This is a genomic window from Cupriavidus sp. 05L310 (genome assembly GCF_056398185.1).
The window spans coordinates 1-20,977 of sequence record NZ_JBFTOX010000088.1; the positions used below are offsets into that span (position 1 = coordinate 1).

At 64.1% G+C, this 20,977-nt stretch carries 21 protein-coding genes and 1 riboswitch; of the genes, 9 read left to right on the forward strand and 12 right to left on the reverse strand.

Annotation, left to right across the window (positions count from 1 at the left end; all coding sequences use genetic code 11):
* Nucleotides 1–247 precede the first annotated feature (247 nt).
* Nucleotides 248–748, forward strand: a complete 501-nt coding sequence (locus AC1DS6_RS39235; protein WP_477104523.1) for a hypothetical protein — start codon at nucleotides 248–250, stop codon at nucleotides 746–748.
* 35 nt (nucleotides 749–783) lie between these two features.
* On the opposite strand, the gene AC1DS6_RS39240 is transcribed toward AC1DS6_RS39235, so the two are convergent.
* On the reverse strand, nucleotides 784–1,119 hold the full coding sequence (locus AC1DS6_RS39240; protein ID WP_045240417.1) for a nucleotide pyrophosphohydrolase: 336 nt from the start codon (nucleotides 1,117–1,119) through the stop codon (nucleotides 784–786).
* Nucleotides 1,120–1,292: 173 nt separating this feature from the next.
* On the opposite strand from AC1DS6_RS39240, the gene AC1DS6_RS39245 reads away from it, so the two are divergent.
* Nucleotides 1,293–2,357 (forward strand): helix-turn-helix transcriptional regulator, encoded by a 1,065-nt coding sequence (locus tag AC1DS6_RS39245; protein WP_477104524.1) that lies wholly within the window; start codon nucleotides 1,293–1,295, stop codon nucleotides 2,355–2,357.
* Between the two features lie 30 nt (nucleotides 2,358–2,387).
* On the opposite strand, the gene AC1DS6_RS39250 is transcribed toward AC1DS6_RS39245, so the two are convergent.
* Nucleotides 2,388–3,152, reverse strand: a complete 765-nt coding sequence (locus AC1DS6_RS39250) for a hypothetical protein (RefSeq protein ID WP_441635011.1) — start codon at nucleotides 3,150–3,152, stop codon at nucleotides 2,388–2,390.
* A gap of 198 nt (nucleotides 3,153–3,350) precedes the next feature.
* On the opposite strand from AC1DS6_RS39250, the gene AC1DS6_RS39255 reads away from it, so the two are divergent.
* Nucleotides 3,351–3,716 (forward strand): hypothetical protein, encoded by a 366-nt coding sequence (locus AC1DS6_RS39255; protein ID WP_441635013.1) that lies wholly within the window; start codon nucleotides 3,351–3,353, stop codon nucleotides 3,714–3,716.
* Between the two features lie 64 nt (nucleotides 3,717–3,780).
* Here the strand turns inward: AC1DS6_RS39255 and AC1DS6_RS39260 are convergent, their stop codons facing one another.
* Together AC1DS6_RS39260 and AC1DS6_RS39265 are read right to left on the reverse strand one after the other, a co-directional pair.
* Nucleotides 3,781–5,412, reverse strand: a complete 1,632-nt coding sequence (locus tag AC1DS6_RS39260) for an ATP-binding domain-containing protein (RefSeq protein ID WP_441635014.1) — start codon at nucleotides 5,410–5,412, stop codon at nucleotides 3,781–3,783.
* 47 nt (nucleotides 5,413–5,459) lie between these two features.
* On the reverse strand, nucleotides 5,460–6,266 hold the full coding sequence (locus tag AC1DS6_RS39265; RefSeq protein WP_441635016.1) for an SIR2 family NAD-dependent protein deacylase: 807 nt from the start codon (nucleotides 6,264–6,266) through the stop codon (nucleotides 5,460–5,462).
* Nucleotides 6,267–6,461: 195 nt separating this feature from the next.
* On the opposite strand from AC1DS6_RS39265, the gene AC1DS6_RS39270 reads away from it, so the two are divergent.
* From AC1DS6_RS39270 to AC1DS6_RS39280, 3 genes are all read left to right on the forward strand, one after another.
* Nucleotides 6,462–8,555, forward strand: a complete 2,094-nt coding sequence (locus tag AC1DS6_RS39270; protein ID WP_441635018.1) for an AAA family ATPase — start codon at nucleotides 6,462–6,464, stop codon at nucleotides 8,553–8,555.
* A gap of 88 nt (nucleotides 8,556–8,643) precedes the next feature.
* A complete protein-coding gene (locus tag AC1DS6_RS39275) occupies nucleotides 8,644–10,146 on the forward strand; it encodes a DUF2779 domain-containing protein (RefSeq protein ID WP_441635020.1) in 1,503 nt (500 codons plus the stop codon).
* A gap of 5 nt (nucleotides 10,147–10,151) precedes the next feature.
* Nucleotides 10,152–11,117 (forward strand): helix-turn-helix transcriptional regulator, encoded by a 966-nt coding sequence (locus AC1DS6_RS39280; protein ID WP_441635022.1) that lies wholly within the window; start codon nucleotides 10,152–10,154, stop codon nucleotides 11,115–11,117.
* 73 nt (nucleotides 11,118–11,190) lie between these two features.
* On the opposite strand, the gene AC1DS6_RS39285 is transcribed toward AC1DS6_RS39280, so the two are convergent.
* The 6 genes from AC1DS6_RS39285 to AC1DS6_RS39310 all read right to left on the reverse strand — a co-directional run bounded on the left by AC1DS6_RS39285 (nucleotide 11,191) and on the right by AC1DS6_RS39310 (nucleotide 17,605).
* Complete coding sequence (locus AC1DS6_RS39285; RefSeq protein WP_441635024.1) at nucleotides 11,191–12,477, reverse strand: DUF445 domain-containing protein; 1,287 nt, start codon at nucleotides 12,475–12,477, stop codon at nucleotides 11,191–11,193.
* On the reverse strand, nucleotides 12,470–13,588 hold the full coding sequence (locus AC1DS6_RS39290) for an ADP-ribosylglycohydrolase family protein (RefSeq protein WP_441635026.1): 1,119 nt from the start codon (nucleotides 13,586–13,588) through the stop codon (nucleotides 12,470–12,472). Before AC1DS6_RS39290 ends, AC1DS6_RS39285 begins: the two co-directional genes overlap by 8 nt.
* A gap of 23 nt (nucleotides 13,589–13,611) precedes the next feature.
* Complete coding sequence (locus tag AC1DS6_RS39295; RefSeq protein WP_441635028.1) at nucleotides 13,612–14,043, reverse strand: DUF3293 domain-containing protein; 432 nt, start codon at nucleotides 14,041–14,043, stop codon at nucleotides 13,612–13,614.
* Nucleotides 14,044–14,071: 28 nt separating this feature from the next.
* A riboswitch (SAM-I-IV-variant riboswitch) is annotated at nucleotides 14,072–14,184 on the reverse strand.
* A 184-nt stretch (nucleotides 14,185–14,368) separates the two neighbouring features.
* The gene (locus AC1DS6_RS39300) at nucleotides 14,369–16,717 is read right to left on the reverse strand and encodes a TOTE conflict system archaeo-eukaryotic primase domain-containing protein (protein WP_441635030.1); all 2,349 of its coding nucleotides are present in this window, start codon (nucleotides 16,715–16,717) and stop codon (nucleotides 14,369–14,371) included.
* Entirely contained in the window at nucleotides 16,710–17,255 is a 546-nt protein-coding gene (locus AC1DS6_RS39305; protein ID WP_441635032.1) for a hypothetical protein, read from the reverse strand. Before AC1DS6_RS39305 ends, AC1DS6_RS39300 begins: the two co-directional genes overlap by 8 nt.
* A 95-nt stretch (nucleotides 17,256–17,350) precedes the next feature.
* On the reverse strand, nucleotides 17,351–17,605 hold the full coding sequence (locus tag AC1DS6_RS39310; protein ID WP_441635034.1) for a DUF6429 family protein: 255 nt from the start codon (nucleotides 17,603–17,605) through the stop codon (nucleotides 17,351–17,353).
* Nucleotides 17,606–17,992: 387 nt separating this feature from the next.
* Between AC1DS6_RS39310 and AC1DS6_RS39315 the strand changes: the two genes are divergently transcribed.
* Nucleotides 17,993–18,667, forward strand: a complete 675-nt coding sequence (locus tag AC1DS6_RS39315) for a DUF6946 family protein (RefSeq protein ID WP_441635036.1) — start codon at nucleotides 17,993–17,995, stop codon at nucleotides 18,665–18,667.
* Nucleotides 18,668–18,728: 61 nt separating this feature from the next.
* Here the strand turns inward: AC1DS6_RS39315 and AC1DS6_RS39320 are convergent, their stop codons facing one another.
* Both AC1DS6_RS39320 and AC1DS6_RS39325 read right to left on the reverse strand, forming a co-directional pair.
* Nucleotides 18,729–18,962, reverse strand: coding sequence for a type II toxin-antitoxin system RelE/ParE family toxin (locus AC1DS6_RS39320; protein WP_441635052.1), 234 nt, complete (start codon nucleotides 18,960–18,962; stop codon nucleotides 18,729–18,731).
* Between the two features lie 45 nt (nucleotides 18,963–19,007).
* A complete protein-coding gene (locus AC1DS6_RS39325) occupies nucleotides 19,008–19,274 on the reverse strand; it encodes a type II toxin-antitoxin system ParD family antitoxin (RefSeq protein ID WP_441635038.1) in 267 nt (88 codons plus the stop codon).
* Nucleotides 19,275–19,598: 324 nt separating this feature from the next.
* Here AC1DS6_RS39325 and AC1DS6_RS39330 point away from each other — a divergent pair, with 324 nt between their 5' ends.
* On the forward strand, nucleotides 19,599–19,868 hold the full coding sequence (locus tag AC1DS6_RS39330) for a hypothetical protein (protein ID WP_441635040.1): 270 nt from the start codon (nucleotides 19,599–19,601) through the stop codon (nucleotides 19,866–19,868).
* 429 nt (nucleotides 19,869–20,297) lie between these two features.
* Entirely contained in the window at nucleotides 20,298–20,975 is a 678-nt protein-coding gene (locus AC1DS6_RS39335) for a hypothetical protein (protein ID WP_441635042.1), read from the forward strand.
* Nucleotides 20,976–20,977: the final 2 nt, after the last annotated feature.

Consider the following 20,977-nt stretch of genomic DNA (forward strand, 5'->3'; position numbering starts at 1 on the left):
TCGGGATCCGGCGAAAAGAGCGGCCGGGACCCAAACTCGCATCGCCTTAAGGCGATACTCAAACATGGGTCCCTCTTTTCCGCTCTTTTCGCCGGATCCCGAGGCGCCCCATACGGCCTGGTACACCTTGACGGCTCGCTTCGCATCGCGCTGGGGTGTGGCCCTCAGAGCTACAACACACAGGCATCATGCCGCGGGCATTTATGCCTCCGCCACGCTTTTCCAACCACCAAAGAATCAGAACAATATGAAGAAGTCTTTTCTCCGCTTCACCCTGGTCGCGCTGTCCTTTTCCGGCGCGGCAGCCTGCCATGCGGCAACCATGCCGCCGCTGCCCGCCCTGCTCGATTGCAAGGGCCAGGCCAGTGGTGTCGCTGCCTATGTCGATGCGCTGGAAGAAGACGGGCTGCCCGGCTGGAGCAAGAATGAGGCGCTGAGCGGCTTTAGCTCGGCCGTATGGCGTGCGCCCAAGCCTGTCGCCATCGCCGGCCTCGCGGCACGAGACGTGCGCTTTGGCGATTACCAGTTTGGCAACTACGCTGCCTATGGCATCACCGATGCCACCGACCTCAATGCCGTGGCCAGCCAGCTCGGGCTGCGGGGCGTGGCCGGCCGTGGTCTGGCCCGGGAGAGTACGCGCGGCGCGTGGATCGTCGCCCGGGAGTACAAGGGCCGGGTCGAAGTCGGTTGCGAGTATCCCAATCCGCGCCTGGGCGGGCAAAGGGTGCCGCGGCGCGCTGAGGCATGACAAGGGCTGCGCCCTTGCTTTGGCGCCGCCTCACTTCAATCCGCGCTGCCGGCCTTCGCCGGATACTTCAGCGCATTCATCTCCATCTTGGCTTTCACCGCCGCATCCAGATCCACGTTGAGCGCGTTCAGCAACTGCGCCAGGTAGATGGTGATGTCCGCAAGCTCCTGCTCCACATGCGCGCGCTCATCGGTGGACATGATCTCCCGCGCTTCGCCTTCGGTCTTCCACTGGAAGATCTCGACCAGTTCGGCCACTTCCACGCTGAGCGCCATGGCGAGGTTCTTGGGACTGTGGTACTTGCCCCAGCCGCGCGCCTCGCCGAATGCGGCCGCGGCTTGCTGGAGGTTCTTGATGTCGATCAGGGTCATGATGGTTCACTGCGCGGGAAATATGTACTGCGTGTATTGAACCACGAATGCGCAGCGATGCGTGACCGGCAACGGCACGGTGATGCGGCGCTGGCGCCCTACCATGCCATCTACGCATTCCATGCGTGAATCCGCTACGATACGGCTCCCAATCGCACGACAAAAAAACAAAAATGGTCACCTCGGTTAAATGGCCTCGCCTGGAAAGCGACATCCTCTCCTGCATGCCCCCGGCGGCGGAAGAATGCATCGCCTCCGGGGAGATAATCGCCAGGATCAAGCGGCTCCACCCTAACGACCCGCCGGAACGCGACACGATCAACCGGGCGCTGGAGCGCCTGGAGAGCGACGGGCTGGTCGGGAAGACCGGGAATTCGCGCGCGCGGGTATGGTGGCGCACCGGCAGGAAGGCGATCTCGGATATGGCCCGCCGCCCGCCGCTGGAACTCGCCATTGCGCTCCTGACGCTGCAAAAGCACGCGCCCAACCATCTCCCGAGTCATGTGATCAGTGACCTGGAGGATTATTTCACCGGCGCGGACCGGGTCCTGCGCGAAAGCCCCGTGGACCCGACCCTGATGGATGCCCGTGCCTGGGCAACCAAGACCGTGCGAATCGATGCTGGCTATCCACTGATGTCGCCGCCGATCAGCGACGAGATCCTCAACGCCGTGAGGCGCGCGCTCTACGCCAACAAGGTCCTGTCCGTCTGCTATCAGAACTCTAGGCTGGACAGCGACGAGCCCGCCACGTTCCTGGTGGTGCCCCTTGCGCTGGTCGAGCGCGGCCCGGTGCTGTATCTCGTCGCAAGCAGGGAGCGCAGCGACCGCACCTTCAGGCGCTATCAGCTTCGCCTGGATCGCTTTGTCTCCGCGGCATGTACCGACGAGGCGGGCAGGCCAGACCCGGACTTCAATCTGAACGCCTATGTCCTGGACAACCAGTACTTCTCCTTCTTTCCCGAAGCGCCGATCCGCCTCGAACTCAGGATCCGGGAAGATGGAGGAATCAGGAACCTGTTCCGCGAACAATGGCTTGCCGACGACCAGGAGATCATCGAGGAAGAGGGCGGCTTCCGGCTGAGCGCCACCGTCATCCCTTCGATCGAACTGCGGAACCTGCTGATGGAGCGCTCACCAAGGGTGGAAGTCCTGTCGCCCCCCGGGCTGCGCAAGGAGATCGGAGAGAAGCTCAGGCAGGCTTGCGCCGCCTACTCGCAAGAGCCCGGCGCCGACTAAGCGCCGCCGGGCCACCGCCAGGGCCCGGACTCATAGCGCCGGCCCTGCGCTCACAGGCCAGGGATAGGCGATCGTGATATCGGCCGTCAGGTCCACCGGGCCCGAATTGCGCCGATACGCGCGGATGCGCCGCAGCAGATGCGGATTGAAGGAATCCACATGGTCCATGACATGCGTTTGCGCGGCGACCATGAGGCGGGCGGGCACGGCATACGAGCGGTTGACGGCTGTCCACAGCACCGAGACGAGGCGCTTGGACAGCGCCTCGCTGGTCTGCTCCTGCTCCCTTGCCAGGACGCACAACGCATTCATCGCAGCCAGTTCGTGGAACCCGGAGCGGCGTCCCGCACCCGCCGCGAACAGAGGCTCGATCGCGGTTCGCGCAACGATGGTGAGGGCCGCGGCCAGGCTGCGCTCCCCCGCCAGAATCCAGCAGCCGATGCGTTCGGCCGGCAGGTGCTGCACCGACCCCAGCACAATGGCAATCTCGCTGGTTCCGCGCTGGCGCGCCTTGCGCATGGCTTCCACCGGGCCCATGGCGTTCCAGCGCGCGCCTGCCCAGACTCCGCTCAGCCGCGTCGCGTCGACCAGGTGCACCACCAGGTCGGGCCGGGGCTTTTCCCTGTCGTCCAGCGTCCATTCCAGCCTGCCCTCCAGTGAGGGCAGGTCCGGCAACAGCCCGGCAGCCTCGTCCACGGAGAAACCCCAGCGGCACAGCAGCACGCGGCGGGGGTAGTGCTTCAGGTTGGCGATTTGCGTCCGCTCGCTGGACGCGGCATTGGTAGTGACTTGCATGACTTGCCCTCCGATCTGAGGAGTGCAGTTTCAGCCCGCATCTGCGCATCCGATGCGCGGATACGCGACCAACATGATGCCTGTTCCCACCCGCCGACATGAAGGAGAGCAGCATGCGCCAGGACACGCTGAAGGACGCGAATTTCCGTGTCGCGGAAAGCGTCACGTACCTCGTCATGTACCGCTGAGGATTGCGCGATGTGGATACCGTCTCGCGCGGGGTTCGCCCGCGCGTTCGCGATGGCGCCGCCCCGTGGCTACTACTTCAGCCAGAAGATGCACCCGAACCCCGCGTTCTACAAGTACACGTGGCAGATATGGACGCCAGACACCGAACTGGAAGGAAAGGCGTTCCTTGCGCATGCGCCGAAGCTCGGCACCGCGCAGCACATGCGGCTGCGTGCGGAGCTGATCGCCGCGGGACGCCATTTCTTCGTCTATAACACGGCGCAACCGCGGCTCGGCGCTGCGCCGTTTGATCGCTCCCACCCGAGGTGGGGCGGGGTGCAGTTCGCGCCGGCGCTTGACAAGGATACGGATCCCGCATGGAACGGCCACAGATGACGGTGCATCCGCCCTGCGCGAGCCAATGGCGCCCGGGCCGCGAGGACAACCGCGGCGGCGTTGGCTAGATCTTTTCCAGCAACGCCCCCGCGGCACGCTCCGACAGCACCAGGATGAGCTTCATCGTGGCGCGGGTGGCGCCGACAAACAGCCGCCTGATCTCCTTCTCCCCCATCGCCTCGAAGTCGATCTCGGCGAACACGATCGCGGGCGCGGACTGGCCCTTGAAGCGAAACACGGATTCGGCGAGCACATCGCCCTGCGAATAGACGGGTTGCCCGCAAGCATCGTAGTTGCCGGTAAACGAGCGCAGGGTGTGGGGACCAAGCTGGTCATAGCCGAGCAGGCGGGAATTCTCGCGGCCGCGATAGCTGAGCAACGCGACGTCGTTCTTGCGAAAGCCCGCCGAATAACACATGCGGATGCCGTCCTTGACCGCCTGCAAGAGCCCGGCGTGGTCCCCATAGACCAGGAACTCCACTTCGGCCGTGGAGATCGGCGCGGTCGCCTCAATCTCCACGCCGGGCGGCAGCAGGGGCTGGAGCAGCTTCACAACCGGGCGCGGGCTGCGGAAGTTGCTCCTTGCGCGAAGCCGGACCCAACCCGGCAGCTCCGCGGGCGGATGGCCGTAGAGGTTCTGCATGGGATCTTCCAGCCAGAGCACGCGCGCATCCGGGCTGGCGTGCCGCAGGACAAGGTCGCGCCATTCGGGCGCAAAATCCTGTCCTTCGTCCACGATCACCGTGTCAAAGAGGAATGCCGGCGTAACGGGCAGAGGCGCCACGTCCGCGACCAGTTTCGAGAACGCCTCGGATGCGCTGAAATCGGGCGTGCCGCCGCTATGCCTGAGCAACTGGTCGCACAGCATATGAAACGTGCAGACCAGCCCGCCAGCTGGCGCAATGCGCGCGAAATGATCGGCCAGGGGGCGGTTGAAGCAAACATAGAGCGGGCGCCGTCCACGCGCGATGGCGTCCCGATACTCGGCAAGCGCCAGCTGCGTCTTGCCCGAGCCAGCCGTTCCTGTCACGCGCAGGCGGAAGGGCTCGATATCGAGCTGGCGTGCCCAGTGGGACAGCCCGCCGGAAACCCGCGTGACCAGCGCACGCGCCTGGCCGATGAGCGCGTTGACGTCGGTCTCCAGCTGGATGGTGTCGCACAGGAAGCCATGGACCCGCCCGGCCAGGGGACCGTCTTCGCCCGCCGGCAGGATTGCCTGGATCAGCCCGCACAGCTCCCCGCGCCGCCGGGCGTCCACGATGCGCTCCGGCGACAGGCCGGCGGTCAGCGGATTCCGCACGGTATAGTCCGGACAGTAGAGCAGATGCTCGATGAACACACCCTGGCCGTTCAGGCTGCGCACCAGCTTGCCGCGCAGGCCGTCCGCGGTGCGGCCCATCTGGACCGATACCACCTTGATCTTCCCCGCGTAGTTCTTGGCCAGGCCCTCGGCGGTCTCTTCGAGATAGCCGCTCTTCTGCTCGATGATCAGCAGTTGCCCGGCACGGTTCACGACGACAAAGTCGATCTCCCCGTAGATCGCGTGCGTGCGCTCCACGTTGGTCCAGTGCACGGCATGGTAGACCGTATAGTCGTCAGGCAGACCGGCGCTCAGGGTTGCGAGCGTTTCCAGTTCACGCTGGACCGGACCACTTGCCTGCATCGTTTCCCAGCCGTCAGGAATCACGCGTGCCACCAGACTTCTCCTCGCATTGAAATCACGCGAGGATACCTGAATGCGTACTACCGGAATACCAGCGAGGCAGGGGGCAGGGAAGCCGCGGCCGGCCCCCAGGCGGCCTCATAAAGCGCGGGCATGAGCAGCCCCGCCGGCCCCGTCAGGTCGTAGTCCGCTACCGCGCTGAGCGCCGTGCGTTCCGGGTTGACCTGCACCACCGGCCGGCGCCGCTCCGCCACCCTGAGGGGCAGGCTGGCAGCCGGATGGACCAGCGCGGACGTACCCACGCTGATCAGCATGTCGCACTCGTCGCTGGCGGCCGCCGCCGCCGCCCAGACGTCCTTCGGCAGGCTTTCCCCGAACCAGACCACGCCGGGCCGGATACGCGCGCCGCAATGGCCGCACAGGGGCGGTGCCAGCCGCCGGCCATCGTCCGGCTCCTCGGGGATGCCGGGCGGGAGCGCGTGCGGCCGCCGGCAGGCAAAGCAGATGGGATGATGCAGGCGGCCATGGAGATGCAGCACGTTATCGCTGCCCGCTCGCTCGTGCAGGTCATCGACATTCTGCGTAACCAGGGTAAGGCGAGGCACTTTCGCGGCCATCCTGGCGATCGCCAGGTGCGCCGGATTGGGCTGCGCCTTCGACACCAGCATCCGCCTCCATTCGTACCAGCCCCACACGAGTTCGGGGTCGCGGCGGAACGCATCGGCATTGGCAAGCTGTGCCGGCTCGAAGCGCTCCCAAAGTCCGCTCATCGGACCGCGAAATGTCGGAACGCCGCTCTCCGCGGAAACGCCTGCCCCGGTCAGGATGACGAGATGCCTGGCGCCGCGCAGGGCGGCCACCAGCTCCGGTGAAATCGTTTGCTCCATGTTCAGTTCCCGAGAATTGTGGCGGGCTGTCTTGCGCCGTGGCAGAACGGACAGCTCTGTCGAATGGCATTGTGAACGGAAACCAGGATAACCGGCTGGTGCGACAGATCGTGTCGCATCGGGGCCGGCTCGCGCATGCGACACATGCTGACGCAGGTGTGCCGAGAATGACCTCGTTCCAGACAGGAGATCACTGTGATTCCGCGCCGCCGCCCAACCCGTTACTCCCGCATTCCGCACGATCTCTCGCCGGCCATCCGGCTCTGGCTGCTGCGCCTGCTTGTTCCCCTGGGTGGCCACCAGGACTTTATCCAGTCCGGCGGCTTCAGCAACGACAGGCTGGCGGAAATGCTGGGGCTGGGGGAATGGATCGATCCGGAGGCCGGGGATTTCGACGCGAAGAAAGTCCGGACCCAATTGCGCAAAGTGCATCAGGACGCGGAGGATGCGTGCCGGGAGACGCCCGCCTCGGCTTACCTCAACACCAATATCGCGCGCCTGGCCGAGCTCGTCGGCCTCTCCGAGACGGATTGCCGGATCCTCGAATTTGTCGTGATGCTCAAGAATGAACGCCTGCTCGACGACACCGCGGACTGCCTCGGCCAGCTCTCGTCGGGCAAGGTGTTCCATGTGGTGGCGGTGCTGCTCGACCTGCCCGAAGCGGCCGTGCGCGAAGCGCTGGCCACGCAGGGCGTGCTCGCGCAGTCCGGCCTGGTCTCGGTCGACCGGAGCTGCCGGTCCACGCTGAACGGCAAGCTGGAGCTGCTATCCGATAGCTTCGCCGACCATATCGTCTCGTCCGATGCCGATCCAGTCGGCCTGCTGCGCGATACCGTGGCGCTGGCCGCGCCCGCGCAACTGGCGCTGGCGGACTACGAGCACGTCAACGCCTCGCTGGCCGTGCTCAGGCCCTACCTGCGGCATGCCTTGTCGTCCGGGCGCAAGGGCGTGAACATCTTCCTGCATGGCGCGCCCGGCACCGGCAAGAGCCAGCTCGCCAAGGTACTGGCCAGGGACCTGGGCCGCGAACTCTTCGAAGTCGCCAGCGAGGACGACGACGGCGACCCGATCGATGGCGAGCGCAGGCTGCGTGCCTTCCGGGCGGCGCAGAGCTTCTTCGGGCAGCGCCAGGCGCTGATCCTGTTCGACGAAGTGGAAGACGTCTTCAACGACGGCGACAGCTTCTTCGGACGCAAGAGCACGGCACAGGCCCGCAAGGCATGGATCAACCGGATTCTGGAGGCGAACCCGGTGCCCACCCTGTGGCTGTCCAACTCCGCCAGCCTCGATGCGGCCTTCCTGCGGCGTTTCGACATGGTCATCGAGTTGCCGGTGCCGGGCAGAAAACAGCGCGCCAGGATTATCGAGAGCGCCTGCCTGGGCCTGCTGGACGCCCGCGCCGTGGAGCGGATGGCCGAGTCCGAGGTCCTGGCGCCCGCCATCGTGACCCGCGCCGCCTCGGTCGTGCAGGCGATCCGCGAAGAGCTGGGCGCGCCCGGCGCGGCGTCCGCGATGGCGCTGCTGATCGACAACACGCTGCAAGCACAGGGGCACGAGCCAATCGGCAAGGCAAACCCCGGCCGGCTGCCCGAGACCTACGATCCCGCGTGCCTCCATGCGGACGCCGACCTGGGCGAACTCGCAGCGGGAGTGGTCCGGACCGGAACGGCGCGGCTCTGCCTCTATGGGCCGCCGGGCACCGGCAAGACCGCCTATGGCCGCTGGCTGGCGGAACAGATGGGCGTGCCCCTGCATGTGAAGCGCGCCTCGGACCTGATGTCCAAATGGGTGGGCGACAACGAAAGGAATATCGCCCGCGCCTTCCGGCAGGCCGGGCAGGACGGCGCGGTACTCCTGATCGACGAGGTGGACAGCTTCCTGCAAGACCGCCGCAGCGCGCAGCGCGGCTGGGAGGTGAGCCTCGTGAACGAAATGCTGACCCAGATGGAATCCTTCGACGGCGTGTTCATCGCCTCGACCAACCTGGTCGAAGGGCTGGACCAGGCGGCGCTGCGCCGCTTCGACCTGAAAGTGCGCTTTGACTACCTGAAGCCCGCCCAGGCATCGGCGCTGCTCTCCCGTCACTGCCAGGCGCTTGCGCTCGCGGCGCCTTCCGTGGCGCTGCAAGCGCGGCTCGGCCGGCTGCGCGAGCTCACGCCCGGAGACTTTGCGGCAGTTTCGCGCCAGCACCGCTTCCGGCCCATTGGCTCGCCCGCGGATTTCGTCGCCGCGCTCGAGGTGGAGTGCGCGATGAAGGAAGGGGCAAAGGGCCCCTTCGGCTTCCTTTGAAGACAATCCGCGTGAAATAATCCCGTGGCCTCGCATACGAAAGCAACGAAACAATCGAACAAGAACGGCAACGAGAACGAGAAGAAAAATGCGCTCACTGTCCAAGTCCAAACTGATGGCTTTCCGGCAATGTCCCAAACGGCTCTGGCTGGAGATTCACCGCCCGGAACGCCGCGAGGATTCGTCCGCCACCGAGGCCAGTTTCGCGATCGGCCACCAGGTGGGAGACATTGCCCGCCGCCTCTATGACCCGGACGGCCAGGGCGTGCTGATCGACGCGCAGAGCGAAGGCTTCGCCGCCGCCTTCGCCCGCAGCCAGGCCTCGCTGGACGCCGCGCAACCGATCTTCGAAGCCGGCTTCTCCGCGGCCGGCGCACTGGCGTTTGCCGATGTGATGCTGCCCGGCGTGACCGCAAGAAAGCGGACTTGGCGGATGATCGAAGTCAAATCATCGACCAGCGTGAAGGACTACCACCAGGACGACACCGCCGTGCAGGCCTTTGTCGCCAGGAGCGCCGGCGTGGCGCTAAGCGCCATCGCGCTGGCGCATATCGACAGCCAGTGGGTCTATCCGGGTGCAGGCGACTACCAGGGGCTACTCACGGAAGTCGACCTGACGGAACAAGCCTTCGGGCGCGCCGAAGAGGTCAAGGGCTGGATTGACGAAGCGCAGCGCATCGCCAGCCAGCCTGGCGAGCCCGCGATGAAGAGCGGCCGGCACTGCAACCAGCCTTACGAGTGCGGCTTCCTGGGTTACTGCGAGAGCCAGGAGCCCTCGGCGGAATTCCCGGTGCACTGGCTGCCCCGCATCCAGGCCAAGGCACTCAAGGCGCTGATCGAGCAAGACGGCGTGACCGACCTGCGGGACGTACCGGACCGCCTCCTGAACGAGCGGCAGCGCCTCGTCAAGACCCATACGCTGTCCGGACAGGCATTCTTCGACGCCGCGGGCGCCGCGGCCGACCTGGCGCCCCACAAGCTGCCCGCCTACTTCCTCGACTTCGAGACGATCCAGTTCGCCGTACCGATCTGGAAAGGGACGCGGCCCTACCAGCAACTGCCGTTCCAGTTCAGCGTGCATCGCCTGTCGCGCACGGGCAAGCTGGAGCATCGGTCCTTCCTGGACCTCTCGGGCAACGACCCCTCCCTCGCGTTCGCGCAGGCGCTGGTTGCGGGTTGCGGGGAGAGCGGGCCGGTATTCGTCTATAACGCCGCCTTTGAAACCACGCGCATCCGCGAACTGGCCGAGCGCTTTCCCCGCCTGGCAGCGCCGCTGCAGGCCATCAGCGCGCGCGTGGTCGACCTGTTGCCCATTGCCCAGCAACGCTACTACCACCCGAGCCAGCAAGGCAGCTGGAGCATCAAGAAAGTACTGCCCGCCGTTGCCCCCGACCTGCGATACGACGCACTGGACGGCGTCCAGGACGGCGGCATGGCCATGAGCGCCTACCAGGAAGCCATCCATCCGGGCACGACCCGCGCCCGCAAGGATCAGATCGAACGGCAACTGTTGGACTACTGCGGGCTGGACACCTTCGCCATGGTACGGCTCTGGCAGTTCTTTGCCGGCCGCGGCGACCTGAAGCTGTAACGCCAATGCCCAAGCGACCCGATACATTGGAAACGGTGCAGCTGGCGCTGGAACTGCTGCGCCGCATTCCACGCAACCGCAAGGTTTCCGCCGCCGACCTGCACGTCCAGCTGACCAACGCAGGACTCTCCCGGGACCTCCGGACAATCCAGCGCCAGCTCGAGATGCTCAGCGAGCACTTCGGCATCGAGCGCGACGACAGCAGCAAGCCCTATGGCTACCGCTGGAAAGAGCAGGCCAGCGGCCTGTCGCTGCCGGTGCTCAATGAGCAGGAGTCGCTCATGCTCGCGCTGGCCGAGCAGCACCTGCGCAACCTGCTTCCCGCCAGCCTGATGAAATCGATGGAAGCCTTCTTCCAGCAGGCGCGCACTAATCTCGGACCGCACGCCAACGGCAAGCGCGGGCGCGAGTGGCTCTCCAAGGTGAGAGTGGTCAGCACCACCCAACCGCTGCTGCCGCCCAAGATCAAGCCCGGCGTATTCGAGGCAGTCAGCAACGCGCTCTACGCGAACTGCTGGCTGGACGTGGACTACAAGAATGCGACCGGCAAGCGCAAGGACGCCAGGGTGATGCCGTTGGGGCTCGCCCAGCAAGGCGCGCGCTTGTACCTGGTCTGCCGCTATGAAGGATATGCCAACGAGCGGAGTCTGGCGTTGCACCGCATCGTGGCCGCGCAGGCATCGACGCTGACGTTCGAGCGGCCGGCAGCGTTCGATCTGCAGAAATTCGACGCGGACGGACGGTTCGGCTTCGGCGACGGCAAACTGATCCGCCTCACCTTCCGCATCGACAAGGAGGCCGGGCTGCACCTGCTGGAATCGCGCTTGTCGCTGGACCAGGAAGTCAGAGAGGCTGGAGACCGGTTCGAGATCAGTGCGACTGTCGTCGAGACCGCGCAACTTGAATGGTGGTTGCGGGGCTTTGGCGACCAGGTAAGCGATGTACGGCGCGCGCCGGTCGCGAGCGAATAAGTGGGCTGCGGCGGGTCGGGCGCTGTCATGGGATGCAGCGCCCGATATGCGGAAAACCAGCGCCGCCCGGCGCCTAATGCGCAAACACGCGCACGATCTCACCCAGGTGCGACACCAGATAGAGCCCGCATCCGATCAGCCCGCCCACGATCGTTCCGTTGATCCGGATCAGCTGCAGGTCCTTGCCGATATTCAGTTCGATGACCTGCGCCATCTCGCGCGCGTCCCAGTTCCTGACGGTATCGCTGATATGCCGGGTGAGGAACTGGGCGAAGTCGGGCGCCATATTCCGCGCCGCCTCCTGCATATGCCCGTTCAACGAACTGCGCAACGCAGGGTCCTGCGCCAGCGTTTTCCCCATCCACTGGCCGGAAGCGGCCACCTTGCCGCGCAGCAGGGAATCGCTGCTGTCCAGGTCTCGCCTGAGCCAGTTGCGCAACTCGCCCCACAGCTCACTGGTGTAAGCATTGAGCATTTCATCGTTCTTCACGAACTGCTTGATCTCCTCACCCTTTTGCAGGAAGGCCGGGTCGCTCTTGAGACGCCCGATCAGGCTCGCCACGGCTTCGTCGAAATTCCGCCTGAGTGCGTGGCCGGGATCCTTCCCGATCTGGTCGAGCAGACTCCGGATCGCGTTGGAGATCATTTCCGAGCCGTTGTTTCCAATCCACTCCGAAGGCAGCACCTTCTCCTTCACCGGATGCTCGCTCTTGAGCCATTCGATGATCCTGGTAGAGATGAAGCTGTGCGTCCCGGGCTCCTGCAGCAGCTTGAGCAACTGGAGGATGCCTTCGTCGAGCAGTTCCTGGTGCCTGCCGTTCCTGGTCAGGCTATCCAGGATCGCGCCCGAGGATTTCGACAGGTCCACCTTGTCGATGGCGGCGTGGATCGCATCCCTGATGAACCCCTGGATGCGCGCATCCTCCATCACCTCCAGGATGCCGCTCAGCATCTTGACGGCATAGGCGCCAAGCCGGTCCGTATTGGCGGGGCTGGTCAGCCATTCCGCCACCTGCTGCGCCGGATCGTGCTTCCGGATCAGCGCTACGATCGAGTCGGGGTCCAGGAATTTCTCCCTGACAAACACCGCCAGGTTGTCCGCGATCTCGTCCTTGTGGCTCGGGATGATGGCGGTATGCCGCGACACAAAGGGAATAGGAACCTTCCTGAAGAGGGCCACCACGGCAAACCAGTCGGCCAGCGCCCCCACCATCGCCGCCTCGGCGATGGCCTTGATCCAGTTCACTCCCAGGCCTGGCGGCAGGAACGCCGTCACCCCGAACACTGCCGTCGCAACCAGCAGCAACGCCAGGGCCCGGCCCTTGTTCCGCTTCAGTTCCTTTTCTTTATGCTTATCCATGTCGGCGTTGCCAGTTCATGTCGGGTTGCGGCTGGCCAGAATCCATCCTGACATCCCACGTCGGAAAGTCACTCAGGTCATCCGCCAGCTCCGCGATCACCTCCCGAAGCTCCAACGGCGCCAGCCATTGGCGCGGAATCGCTTCCTCGCCCCACAGCGCACCCAGCAAGTTACCCGTGATGGCCCCGGTCGAATCGGAGTCGCCGTCATGATTCACGGCGAGTATGACGCCGTGACGGAAATCGCGGGCAACGAGCGCACAGTAAATGGAAATCGCCAGCGCCTCCTCCGCGACCCAGCCTTCGCCGAGACGGGCGATGGCATCCGCATGCGCCACGCCGGACCCGGCAAGCTGCTCCGCGTGCATGATCGCCAGCAGCGTTTCCTCGTGGTCCGGCTGCGCGCACAGGCACGCCTTGGCCGTCCGCAAGGCATCGGGCAATGTCGCGCCGTCAGCCAGTTCGTGGACCAGCGCAGCCAGCACGCCGCCCGCCAGCGATCCGCTCGGATGTCCGTGGGTGAGGGCGGCAAGCGCGGTCCCAAGATCGAAGGCATGCGGGGGCGATCGCTGATCCGGATGCCGCCACGCGAACAACCCCGCCGGCGCCACGCGCATGACGCCGCCGCAGCCCTTGCTGTCGTTATGCGCCGGCTCACCCAGCTTCATCATCGCTTCCAGCGCGGACAAGCAAGTGTTGCCCGGTGCGCGGCGGCTGTGCAGCGCAGCCTGCTGGCAAAGCCACCCCTGCTCGGCCAGGATGAGATCGGCATGCCATGCGGGCCGGATCCCCTGCGTATGCAGCCAGCGCAGATAGGCGCGCGCCACCGCGTCCGGATAGCTGCTGACGCCCCGCACCCAGGCACGCAACAAACCTTCCGCGGTGAACAACGTCATCTGTGTGTCATCGGTGATGGTGCCGATGCCGCCGTAAGCCGGCGCGTAATCCGTGATGCCGCCGGCGCCAAAGCGCTCCAGGATCTCCGCGTGCGTCATGAACTCCACAGGCGCGCCCAGCGCATCGCCGACAGCGCCGCCGAGCAGGCAGCCACGGAAGCGGCTGCGCGAAGTCGGGTTCGAAACGGGATTGGAAACCGGTTGGATTACAGGCAAGTCTTGCTTCATGTCACCCCCGCTTATCGCAAGAGAATCAACTGAGGCACGGCATCGGCGCCGGACCAGATGATCGCGTTCTGTTCAAACTCGGTGCCGAGCGCCTTCGCGTCTTCCAGCGGAATACCAAGCACCAGGAAGCTGGCCTCGCCCGGCCATTCGTTAGAAGGATGCTGGCCGATGCCATCGACAAACGTGAGTCCGCGCCGCGTCAGCTCGCACGCCAGCGCCGCCTGCCGGCGTGCATTGGTTGCATCGTCGCAAGCCTGCTGGCTGAACGGGTTCCATGCGGTGATAAATGCACTGCATGTCACGCCGGATGCATCGTGCAACGCCGCCAGCGGCGCATTGGGCTCGCCGACCCTTAACGTGGCGGGCGCATCGCCGTGGACGTGATAGTGCGTCTCTAGGTAAGCCTGGATGAGTTCGCGATCAATGACTGAGGCAGAAAACAAAAAACCCTCCGTGCAAGGAGGGTCGACGCAGTGCCCGCTTGGTTGTTCCTCAACGACTAAGGAACCACATCCGCTCTCGCGATCCACCTTGCCCGGGTAGGCAGGTTGGCATGGGCGTCGACCCAAATCAGAATGTGAGCGGATTGGAACATGGGGGCTTGGGGGGTGTCAAGGGTGGCACCTTACGCAATCAGTTCCTGGAGGTCTCCGAACCTGATGGGCCAACTCGCCTAGTGGCGGCAGGTAGTCGATCAATGCATCCGCCGGCACGTACAACAGAGCACTTACACGGCGAGCGTATCGAAATAGGACATCCCGGCCAACCTCAGCCCGCCGCCATGCGGTATCCCATCGCCCGATAGCCCCGCTGCCGCTTCTCCCACATCCGTAACAGCGCCGGATGCCCGCTATCAACGAAGTCGATAATGCGCACATCGGTCTTGGTGGCGTGCTCGCGGTGCAACCGGCCAGCGTATTGCTGCAACGTCCCCTTCCATGAAACCGGCATCGCCAGTACCAGCGTATCAAGCGGTGGATGGTCGAATCCTTCGCCCACCAGCTTGCCTGTCGCCAGCAGAATGCGGGGAGCCTCCGGGGGCAATGCATCCAGTTCGCCGATCACGACGGCGCGCTGCTTCTTCGACATCCGCCCGTGCAACACGAACAGCGTCGGCGCCTTCGTCTCCAACAGCGTGCGTATGGCGTCGAGATGCTCCGTGCGCTCCGTCAGCACCAATACCTTGCGGTCCTGTGCGAACGCGTCTGCGGCTTCGGCCACAATCGCTGCCGTTCTGGCCGCATCCTGGGCGAGGTGCCTGAACACGTCCTGAATGCCGGCCGCCAGCGGCAGGTCGATGCGCGCATTCAGCGGGCGCGGCACCACCGCCAGATCGTGCGGTGCGCCGGCAGGCCTCGCTGCTGTGTACCGGATCGGCCCGCATTGCATGAAGATGATCGGCTGCTGGCCATCGCGGCGGACCGGCGTTGCGGTCAGGCCAAGCACGTACTTCGCCTTGACCTTCCGCAGGATAGCGTCGATAGACGCCGCACCGACGTGGTGGCACTCGTCAACAATAACGTGGCCGTAGGTTTCGACCAGCGGATTGACCTCATGCTGCCGGGACAGCGATTGCATCACGGCGATATCGATCTTGCCGGTTGGCCTCGCTTTGCCTCCACCAATGGTGCCCAACACATCCTTGCCGACGCCAAGAAAGACTTGCAGGCGCTCCTGCCACTGCTTGAGCAATTCGGTGCGATGCACAAGCACCAGGGTATTGACGCCCCGCCGCACGATCATGGCTGCGGCCGTCACCGTTTTGCCAAAGGCGGTCGGCGCGCACAGTACGCCGGCCTCGTGGTGCAGCATGGCAGCCACGGCTGCCTCCTGGTCCAGCCGCAGCACGCCGGCGAACTTCACCTCAAGAGGGGCACCGCTATGTCGCTCGTCACAAATATCAGAACGAATGCCATGATCTCGAAGCAGATCCTGCGCGGCATCGAAGCAACCGCGCGGCAGCGCGATATGCTGAGGATAGTTCTCCGCACAACCGATCACGCGTGGCTTGTCCCACACTGACATCCGCATGGCCTGTGCCTTGTAGAACTCCGGGTTCTGGAATGCGGCAAGGCGAATCAGGCGGTTTGCCAACGGCTGCGGCAGGCGCGACTTCTCGAAGTAGACGAAATTCGCCAACGTCACGGCAAGGGACTCCGGCATCGGCAGGGACAGCTTGCTTGTCGTGGATAATGCGGACTTCCACGGTGCCCCCAAATCCTCTTCGTCAATGAACGTCACGTCCAGCGGATGCGCTCCACCAGTGGCAAGCAGGATAGCGGGCTCAATGTCGTGCGGCGCCATCGTCCGGACAGACGACAGGAATGCCCACTGATCCGGATAGGGCTGCAAGTCCTCGTCGACAAACACGCTGCAGCCACTCTCCCGGGGTTTCTTCTGAAGTGGCAGGGCGATCAGGTTTCCAAATCCGCCCTTCGGCATCGTGTCCTGGTTCGGGAACAATCTGTCATACGATTCGAGCTTCAGTTGCCGCGTGCGCGCGCATGTATGACTGATGATCGCCGTGCCAAGACGGCGGGCATCGCGCGCCGAGACCTTATGGGTGAAGAAAACCCAGGCATGCGCCCCTTGACCGGACCGGGAGATCTCAAGAGCGGCGGGTACGCCCAGTTCGCTGCAGGATTGAATGAAGGCACGGGCATCGTCCCGCCATTCGGCCTTGTCGAAATCCACCGCGAGAAAGTAGCAGGTGTCGTCCTCCAGCAGGGGATAGACGCCTACGGTGTGCTCACCGGCCAGGTGGTCGTAGATAACCGATTCCGACAGTGGGATCAGCAGACGGTTGCCGCAGTCCGAGCATTTGATGCGCGGCTTGTCGCAAACGCCGGTGCGCCACTCGTTGGCGCATGCCGGAGCGTAGCCAGAGCGGCCAGTGGTTTTGCTTTCCCAACGAACCGGATAGGCATCGGTTCGTCCGCGGAACAGGCGGCGAAACAATTCGACCTTGTCGCCGGTGGATAGGCGCGAGGTTTCTGCTTCGGGGACTGGCGGCACTGGCACGACGGGCAAGCGCCATTCGATGCCGTGTTTTTGCAGCAGCGCAATCAGGCGAGCGTTTTCGGCCTGAAGCGCGGCTACGGGATCGCACTCATTCATCTACGCCGAACTCGGCAAGGAGTCCGCCCATCCCGTCGCCCACGCCGTAGCCAATGTCCCGGCATAGGTCGCTTACAGCTTCAAGGCGCTTTCGCAGCGGCTGCTGTTGTGCCTCAGGCAGGCTATCAATGACGGCCAAGGCCTGCCCAAACATCCGCACCAGCGCATCCAGGTAGCCAGCATCGTCCAAAGCGAGGTCGCTGCTGAACTCACCTGCCTGCTCACAATAAAACACCATCAGTTCGGCCAGCCCCTCCGGCTTACCTATAGCCTTCTTATAGTCCGAGATCGCTCTTTTCGCCTTGGCAACCGATGTGGGCTGGTTCTTAAACAAATCAGGGTAAATCCAACGGGCAATGACGGTCTTGTAGGGCTTGAGCACGTCGCCCCCGAGCCCGAAGCGGGCATGCAGGAAAGCCTGGTTGTCCTTGCTGGCGGCGTACATGTCTTGCACCAGGCTCAGCAGGCCGGCACGGTCGAGCTCGGCCAGTTTCGTCCTGACATCGATCCAGGTAGTCGTGGTCTTCTGGGTAGCCATTTCAATAGCGCAGGACCAGCCCGCACCTTACCGCATGCGGCCATGCGCTGCCAGCCGGCGCCGCGGTGACGGAGCATTTCCGATGCGCACCCTCATTACTCCTTAGTGCCGGCGTCAGGAAGAATGAAGTGCTTCCTGAAGAGCCGCTCGGCCTCACGCAAGCCCTGCTCCGTGAACGCCACCGACTTCGATTTGTTCACGGGGTTCGCAATGAAGCCCCGTTCGTGGAGCCGGTTCAAAGCTTCCCAGTCAAAGCCCTTCCATGCGCGGTCATCGTCATGCAGGGCCAGATAGAGCAGCCCCAGGACAGCATCATCGATCGCATCGGTGTTGAGTTGATCGGCGTTCATGTTCAGCTCTCCTTCTTGCGCGGCACCAGCGGTCTACGGTGGGCGATGCTGACAGGCGTCTGGGTCCTCTTGGCAGTTTAGTGACAGTTATTGCAGCAGGTGCACCGGCACCCGTCAAAGCGCTTAGGCATCATGACTCACTTTTGTGCTTTCCCTCACCGCGCTCGAGTGATCCCTCGGATCCTATCCAAGTCGGCACCCGGTTCGTGATCTGCCATGCGTATGGCAGTTCAGCGTGCATCTACCTCAATGAGGCGCGCACAGCGCTTCTCAGCATACACCCTATATTGGCAACCGAACATAAAGCGCCAGCCGCCAGTGCTAGCGTCGTCTCATGCTAGCGGGCTGAGTCGACGCTACAGGCCATTCTCCAGCAGGGGAAAAAAAATGAGCAGGATCTATATCCCAACCGCCGCGGCCGATAACTGGGCCCCCTTCCTTGCAGAACTGGTGAAGCATTGGAAAACCCGCTACACCTCTCGCACATTGGCGCATTGCTGGCAGGAAGCGGATGGCTTTCCCGCGGAAATCGCCAATGCCATCGAAGCCTACCCGGTCCTGCGAGGCACAGCCATGCTGCCCGCCCCCCCGGAGCACCAGGCTGCGATTGCGCGCCGCACCACCAAATCGCAGAGCGACATCCGGGTACTGGGCAAATGCGACGGCCAACTGATCTCCTTCGCTGTGGAAGGCAAAGTTGGCGAGCCCTTCGACCGCACGCTGGCGGAGTGGCTGGAATCGGGAACGCCGGGAAGGCACACCCGCCTCGACTTCTTCGCCGAAACGCTCGGCCTGCTGGAGATCCCGTTATCGATCCGGTATCAGTTGCTGCGCAGAGCCGCCTCCGCGATCCTGGGAGCGGAACGCTTTAACGCGGATCACGCGGTGATGCTCGTTCACTCGTTCAGCCCGACGAATGCGTGGTTTGAAGACTATCGGGCGTTCGCTGCGTTGTTTGGGTTGGATGCGAGGCCTAACTGCTTTTACAGCGCGAAGAGGCTGCCGAAGACGGAACTGCATCTGGGGTGGATTTGCGGGGCTTCGGGGTATCGTGAGCGGTAGGGTGGCTCACGAGTGGACCGAGCCAAGTGCCAAGGTCAGAATGCCGCCACAGGTGCCCACCTTACGCTGGAATATCGCGAGCGCCATGAAGAACGCGGACAACGGTCACTTCGCTATCGCTTGCGGTAAAGAAGATCACGTAATTGCCGTAGGGACAGGAGCGGATATCGCTACCCAGTTCGGGGCGCCGGCGATAGCTATCTGGATTCCGCGCGATTCGTTGGCACTGCCCACGCAATTCCTCGATGAACGCCAGCGCACGCGCCAGACTATCCGCGGCGATGTAATCGGCAATGCCCCCCCAGGTCCTGCTCGGCCAGCGGCGTGATCGTGAGCCACATCAGCGATGCTTGCTCTTGTCAGCAACGCGATACTTGCTCTCGAGCCTCGCAAACACATCTTCAGCTGGCTTAGGGGTGCCACTTGATAGGCCCGCCGCGATCTCAGCGCGCAGCGCCTCCAGTTCCAGTTGGTTGCGTTGCTCCTGCTGCTCAAGCAGCCGTAGACCCGCGCGCACAACCTCGCTCAAATTGTTGAAGCGCCCACTCTGCACCTGCTCACGAATGAAGGCTTCGAAATGACTGCCAAGGGCCACACTGGTAGGCATCCTGATTCTCCTGGCGCTTAATAACAGTTAACAACAGTTATTACAACAGGCATGCTAGGCCCGGTCAAGACACATAAGCATCAAAATTCACTTCCGCGTTATTCCCTCCGTCAGGTAGCCGTGAAAACTTCGGGCGGCTCGTCTTTGCTGGCGGACCTCATTGCCGGCGATCCCTGTGCTGACGAAGCGCTATCATGGACTTCAGGTAATGGATGCTCGCCTTTATCGGAGGAGGCTTCCTGGGTCTGCCTCTCTACGAGCATACGAAGGCGGCCTGGCGCGACAGCTGACTGCCGTCTCAACCAGCCAAAGAGGAGCGTGAAAATGGTCGAATCGAGAAACGGCCTTTGGAGCCGGACGGGCAGAATACTGGCCACGGCCGGACTCCTGGCGCTATCGGGCGCCGCGCTGGCCACCGAACAGTCGCAGCAGCGCCAACAAGGCAGGGACGTAAACCAGGCTGCCAAACAGGAGGCGCGCTCTGGCAAGGTCGACTGCCGGGCCGCAAACCAGAAGAGCAACTCCCAGTGCCGGCAGGACAAGCGCGACACGAAGCAGGAGGGCCGTCAGGACAAGCGGGACATCAAGTACTGATGGGGAGTACCTGTCGAATGCCGTGCCCGCCAGCAGCGGAACACGCATCGGCTGCTCGGCGACCCTTGTGCTGAGCGTGCGCGTCTCGCCCGCTGCCGCGCCGCGATGCGCTGTCTCCTTACAGGCAGACCGTGTTGCGAAATCGGCGACGCGGGCGTGATCCGCAATCGTCACCCGGATTCGTCGCTCTCTTCGTCTTCGGCCATGCGGCATAGCGGCCAAGAGACGTTTGCGCCGGATTCCAGCCACGGTGTGAATTCTTGCCTACACTGCAAACGGCGGCATCCGGACAGTCCGGGTGGCGCCGCCATCACCGTCCGGTCGCGTCCAGGCGTCTGCCCGCCTGAGATGCGCAGGATCGATGCCATCAAGCCGGCCATGACATCGACGAAAACCTCAGCGGGGGCAGACATGTCGAGGTGCGCGCCAGTGTTGACTACCTCAATCGATCCGCATGCCGCCGAAGCCCGGCCCCGCCTGCTCGATACTGTCGACCGGGTTTCCGAGATGTGCTTCGGCCTGTTCATGGCGCTGACCTTCGTGGGGGCGGTATCGGCAGTGGCAGCCCCGGCGGATGCCGCCCGCACCATGTTCCTTACTGCCCTCGGCTGCAACCTGGCCTGGGGGCTTGTCGATGCCGTGATGTACCTGGTCCGCACCCTGACCGAACGGGGGCGCAAACTGACGCTGATCAGGGCGGTGCGAAGCGCAAACGACCCGTCCGACGCCATCGCGTGCCTGCGCAATGCGCTTTCACCGACGTTGCGGCCACTGGTGGAAGACGCGGAACTGGAGGCGATACGCAGCCGTATCGCCAGGACAACCGACTGGCCCGAGACGCCCACCCTGGGCGCCCAGGACTTTCTGGCGGCAGCAGCGATCTTCCTGATTGTCGTACTCGCCACATTCCCGGTTGCGCTTCCCTTCATTATCGTCCCCGAGGTATCGACGGCGCTCCTGGTATCGCGGGTCCTGACCATCGTGATGCTGTTCGGCGCCGGCCTCGCCCTCGGGCGCCATGCCGGCTTCGGCGGCTGGATCGCAGGCCTGGCCATGACGGTGCTGGGCGTCGCGCTGACCGTGGCCATCATCCTGCTGGGAGGCTGAGC

Coding starts and splice junctions, on each gene's coding strand:
- AC1DS6_RS39235 (WP_477104523.1), top strand. CDS start 248: ATGAAGAAGTCTTTTCTCCGCTTCACCCTGGTCGCGCTGTCCTTTTCC.
- AC1DS6_RS39240 (WP_045240417.1), bottom strand. CDS start 1,119: ATGACCCTGATCGACATCAAGAACCTCCAGCAAGCCGCGGCCGCATTC.
- AC1DS6_RS39245 (WP_477104524.1), top strand. CDS start 1,293: ATGGTCACCTCGGTTAAATGGCCTCGCCTGGAAAGCGACATCCTCTCC.
- AC1DS6_RS39250 (WP_441635011.1), bottom strand. CDS start 3,152: ATGCAAGTCACTACCAATGCCGCGTCCAGCGAGCGGACGCAAATCGCC.
- AC1DS6_RS39255 (WP_441635013.1), top strand. CDS start 3,351: ATGTGGATACCGTCTCGCGCGGGGTTCGCCCGCGCGTTCGCGATGGCG.
- AC1DS6_RS39265 (WP_441635016.1), bottom strand. CDS start 6,266: ATGGAGCAAACGATTTCACCGGAGCTGGTGGCCGCCCTGCGCGGCGCC.
- AC1DS6_RS39275 (WP_441635020.1), top strand. CDS start 8,644: ATGCGCTCACTGTCCAAGTCCAAACTGATGGCTTTCCGGCAATGTCCC.
- AC1DS6_RS39280 (WP_441635022.1), top strand. CDS start 10,152: ATGCCCAAGCGACCCGATACATTGGAAACGGTGCAGCTGGCGCTGGAA.
- AC1DS6_RS39285 (WP_441635024.1), bottom strand. CDS start 12,477: ATGGATAAGCATAAAGAAAAGGAACTGAAGCGGAACAAGGGCCGGGCC.
- AC1DS6_RS39300 (WP_441635030.1), bottom strand. CDS start 16,717: ATGAATGAGTGCGATCCCGTAGCCGCGCTTCAGGCCGAAAACGCTCGC.
- AC1DS6_RS39305 (WP_441635032.1), bottom strand. CDS start 17,255: ATGGCTACCCAGAAGACCACGACTACCTGGATCGATGTCAGGACGAAA.
- AC1DS6_RS39310 (WP_441635034.1), bottom strand. CDS start 17,605: ATGAACGCCGATCAACTCAACACCGATGCGATCGATGATGCTGTCCTG.
- AC1DS6_RS39315 (WP_441635036.1), top strand. CDS start 17,993: ATGAGCAGGATCTATATCCCAACCGCCGCGGCCGATAACTGGGCCCCC.
- AC1DS6_RS39325 (WP_441635038.1), bottom strand. CDS start 19,274: ATGCCTACCAGTGTGGCCCTTGGCAGTCATTTCGAAGCCTTCATTCGT.
- AC1DS6_RS39330 (WP_441635040.1), top strand. CDS start 19,599: ATGGTCGAATCGAGAAACGGCCTTTGGAGCCGGACGGGCAGAATACTG.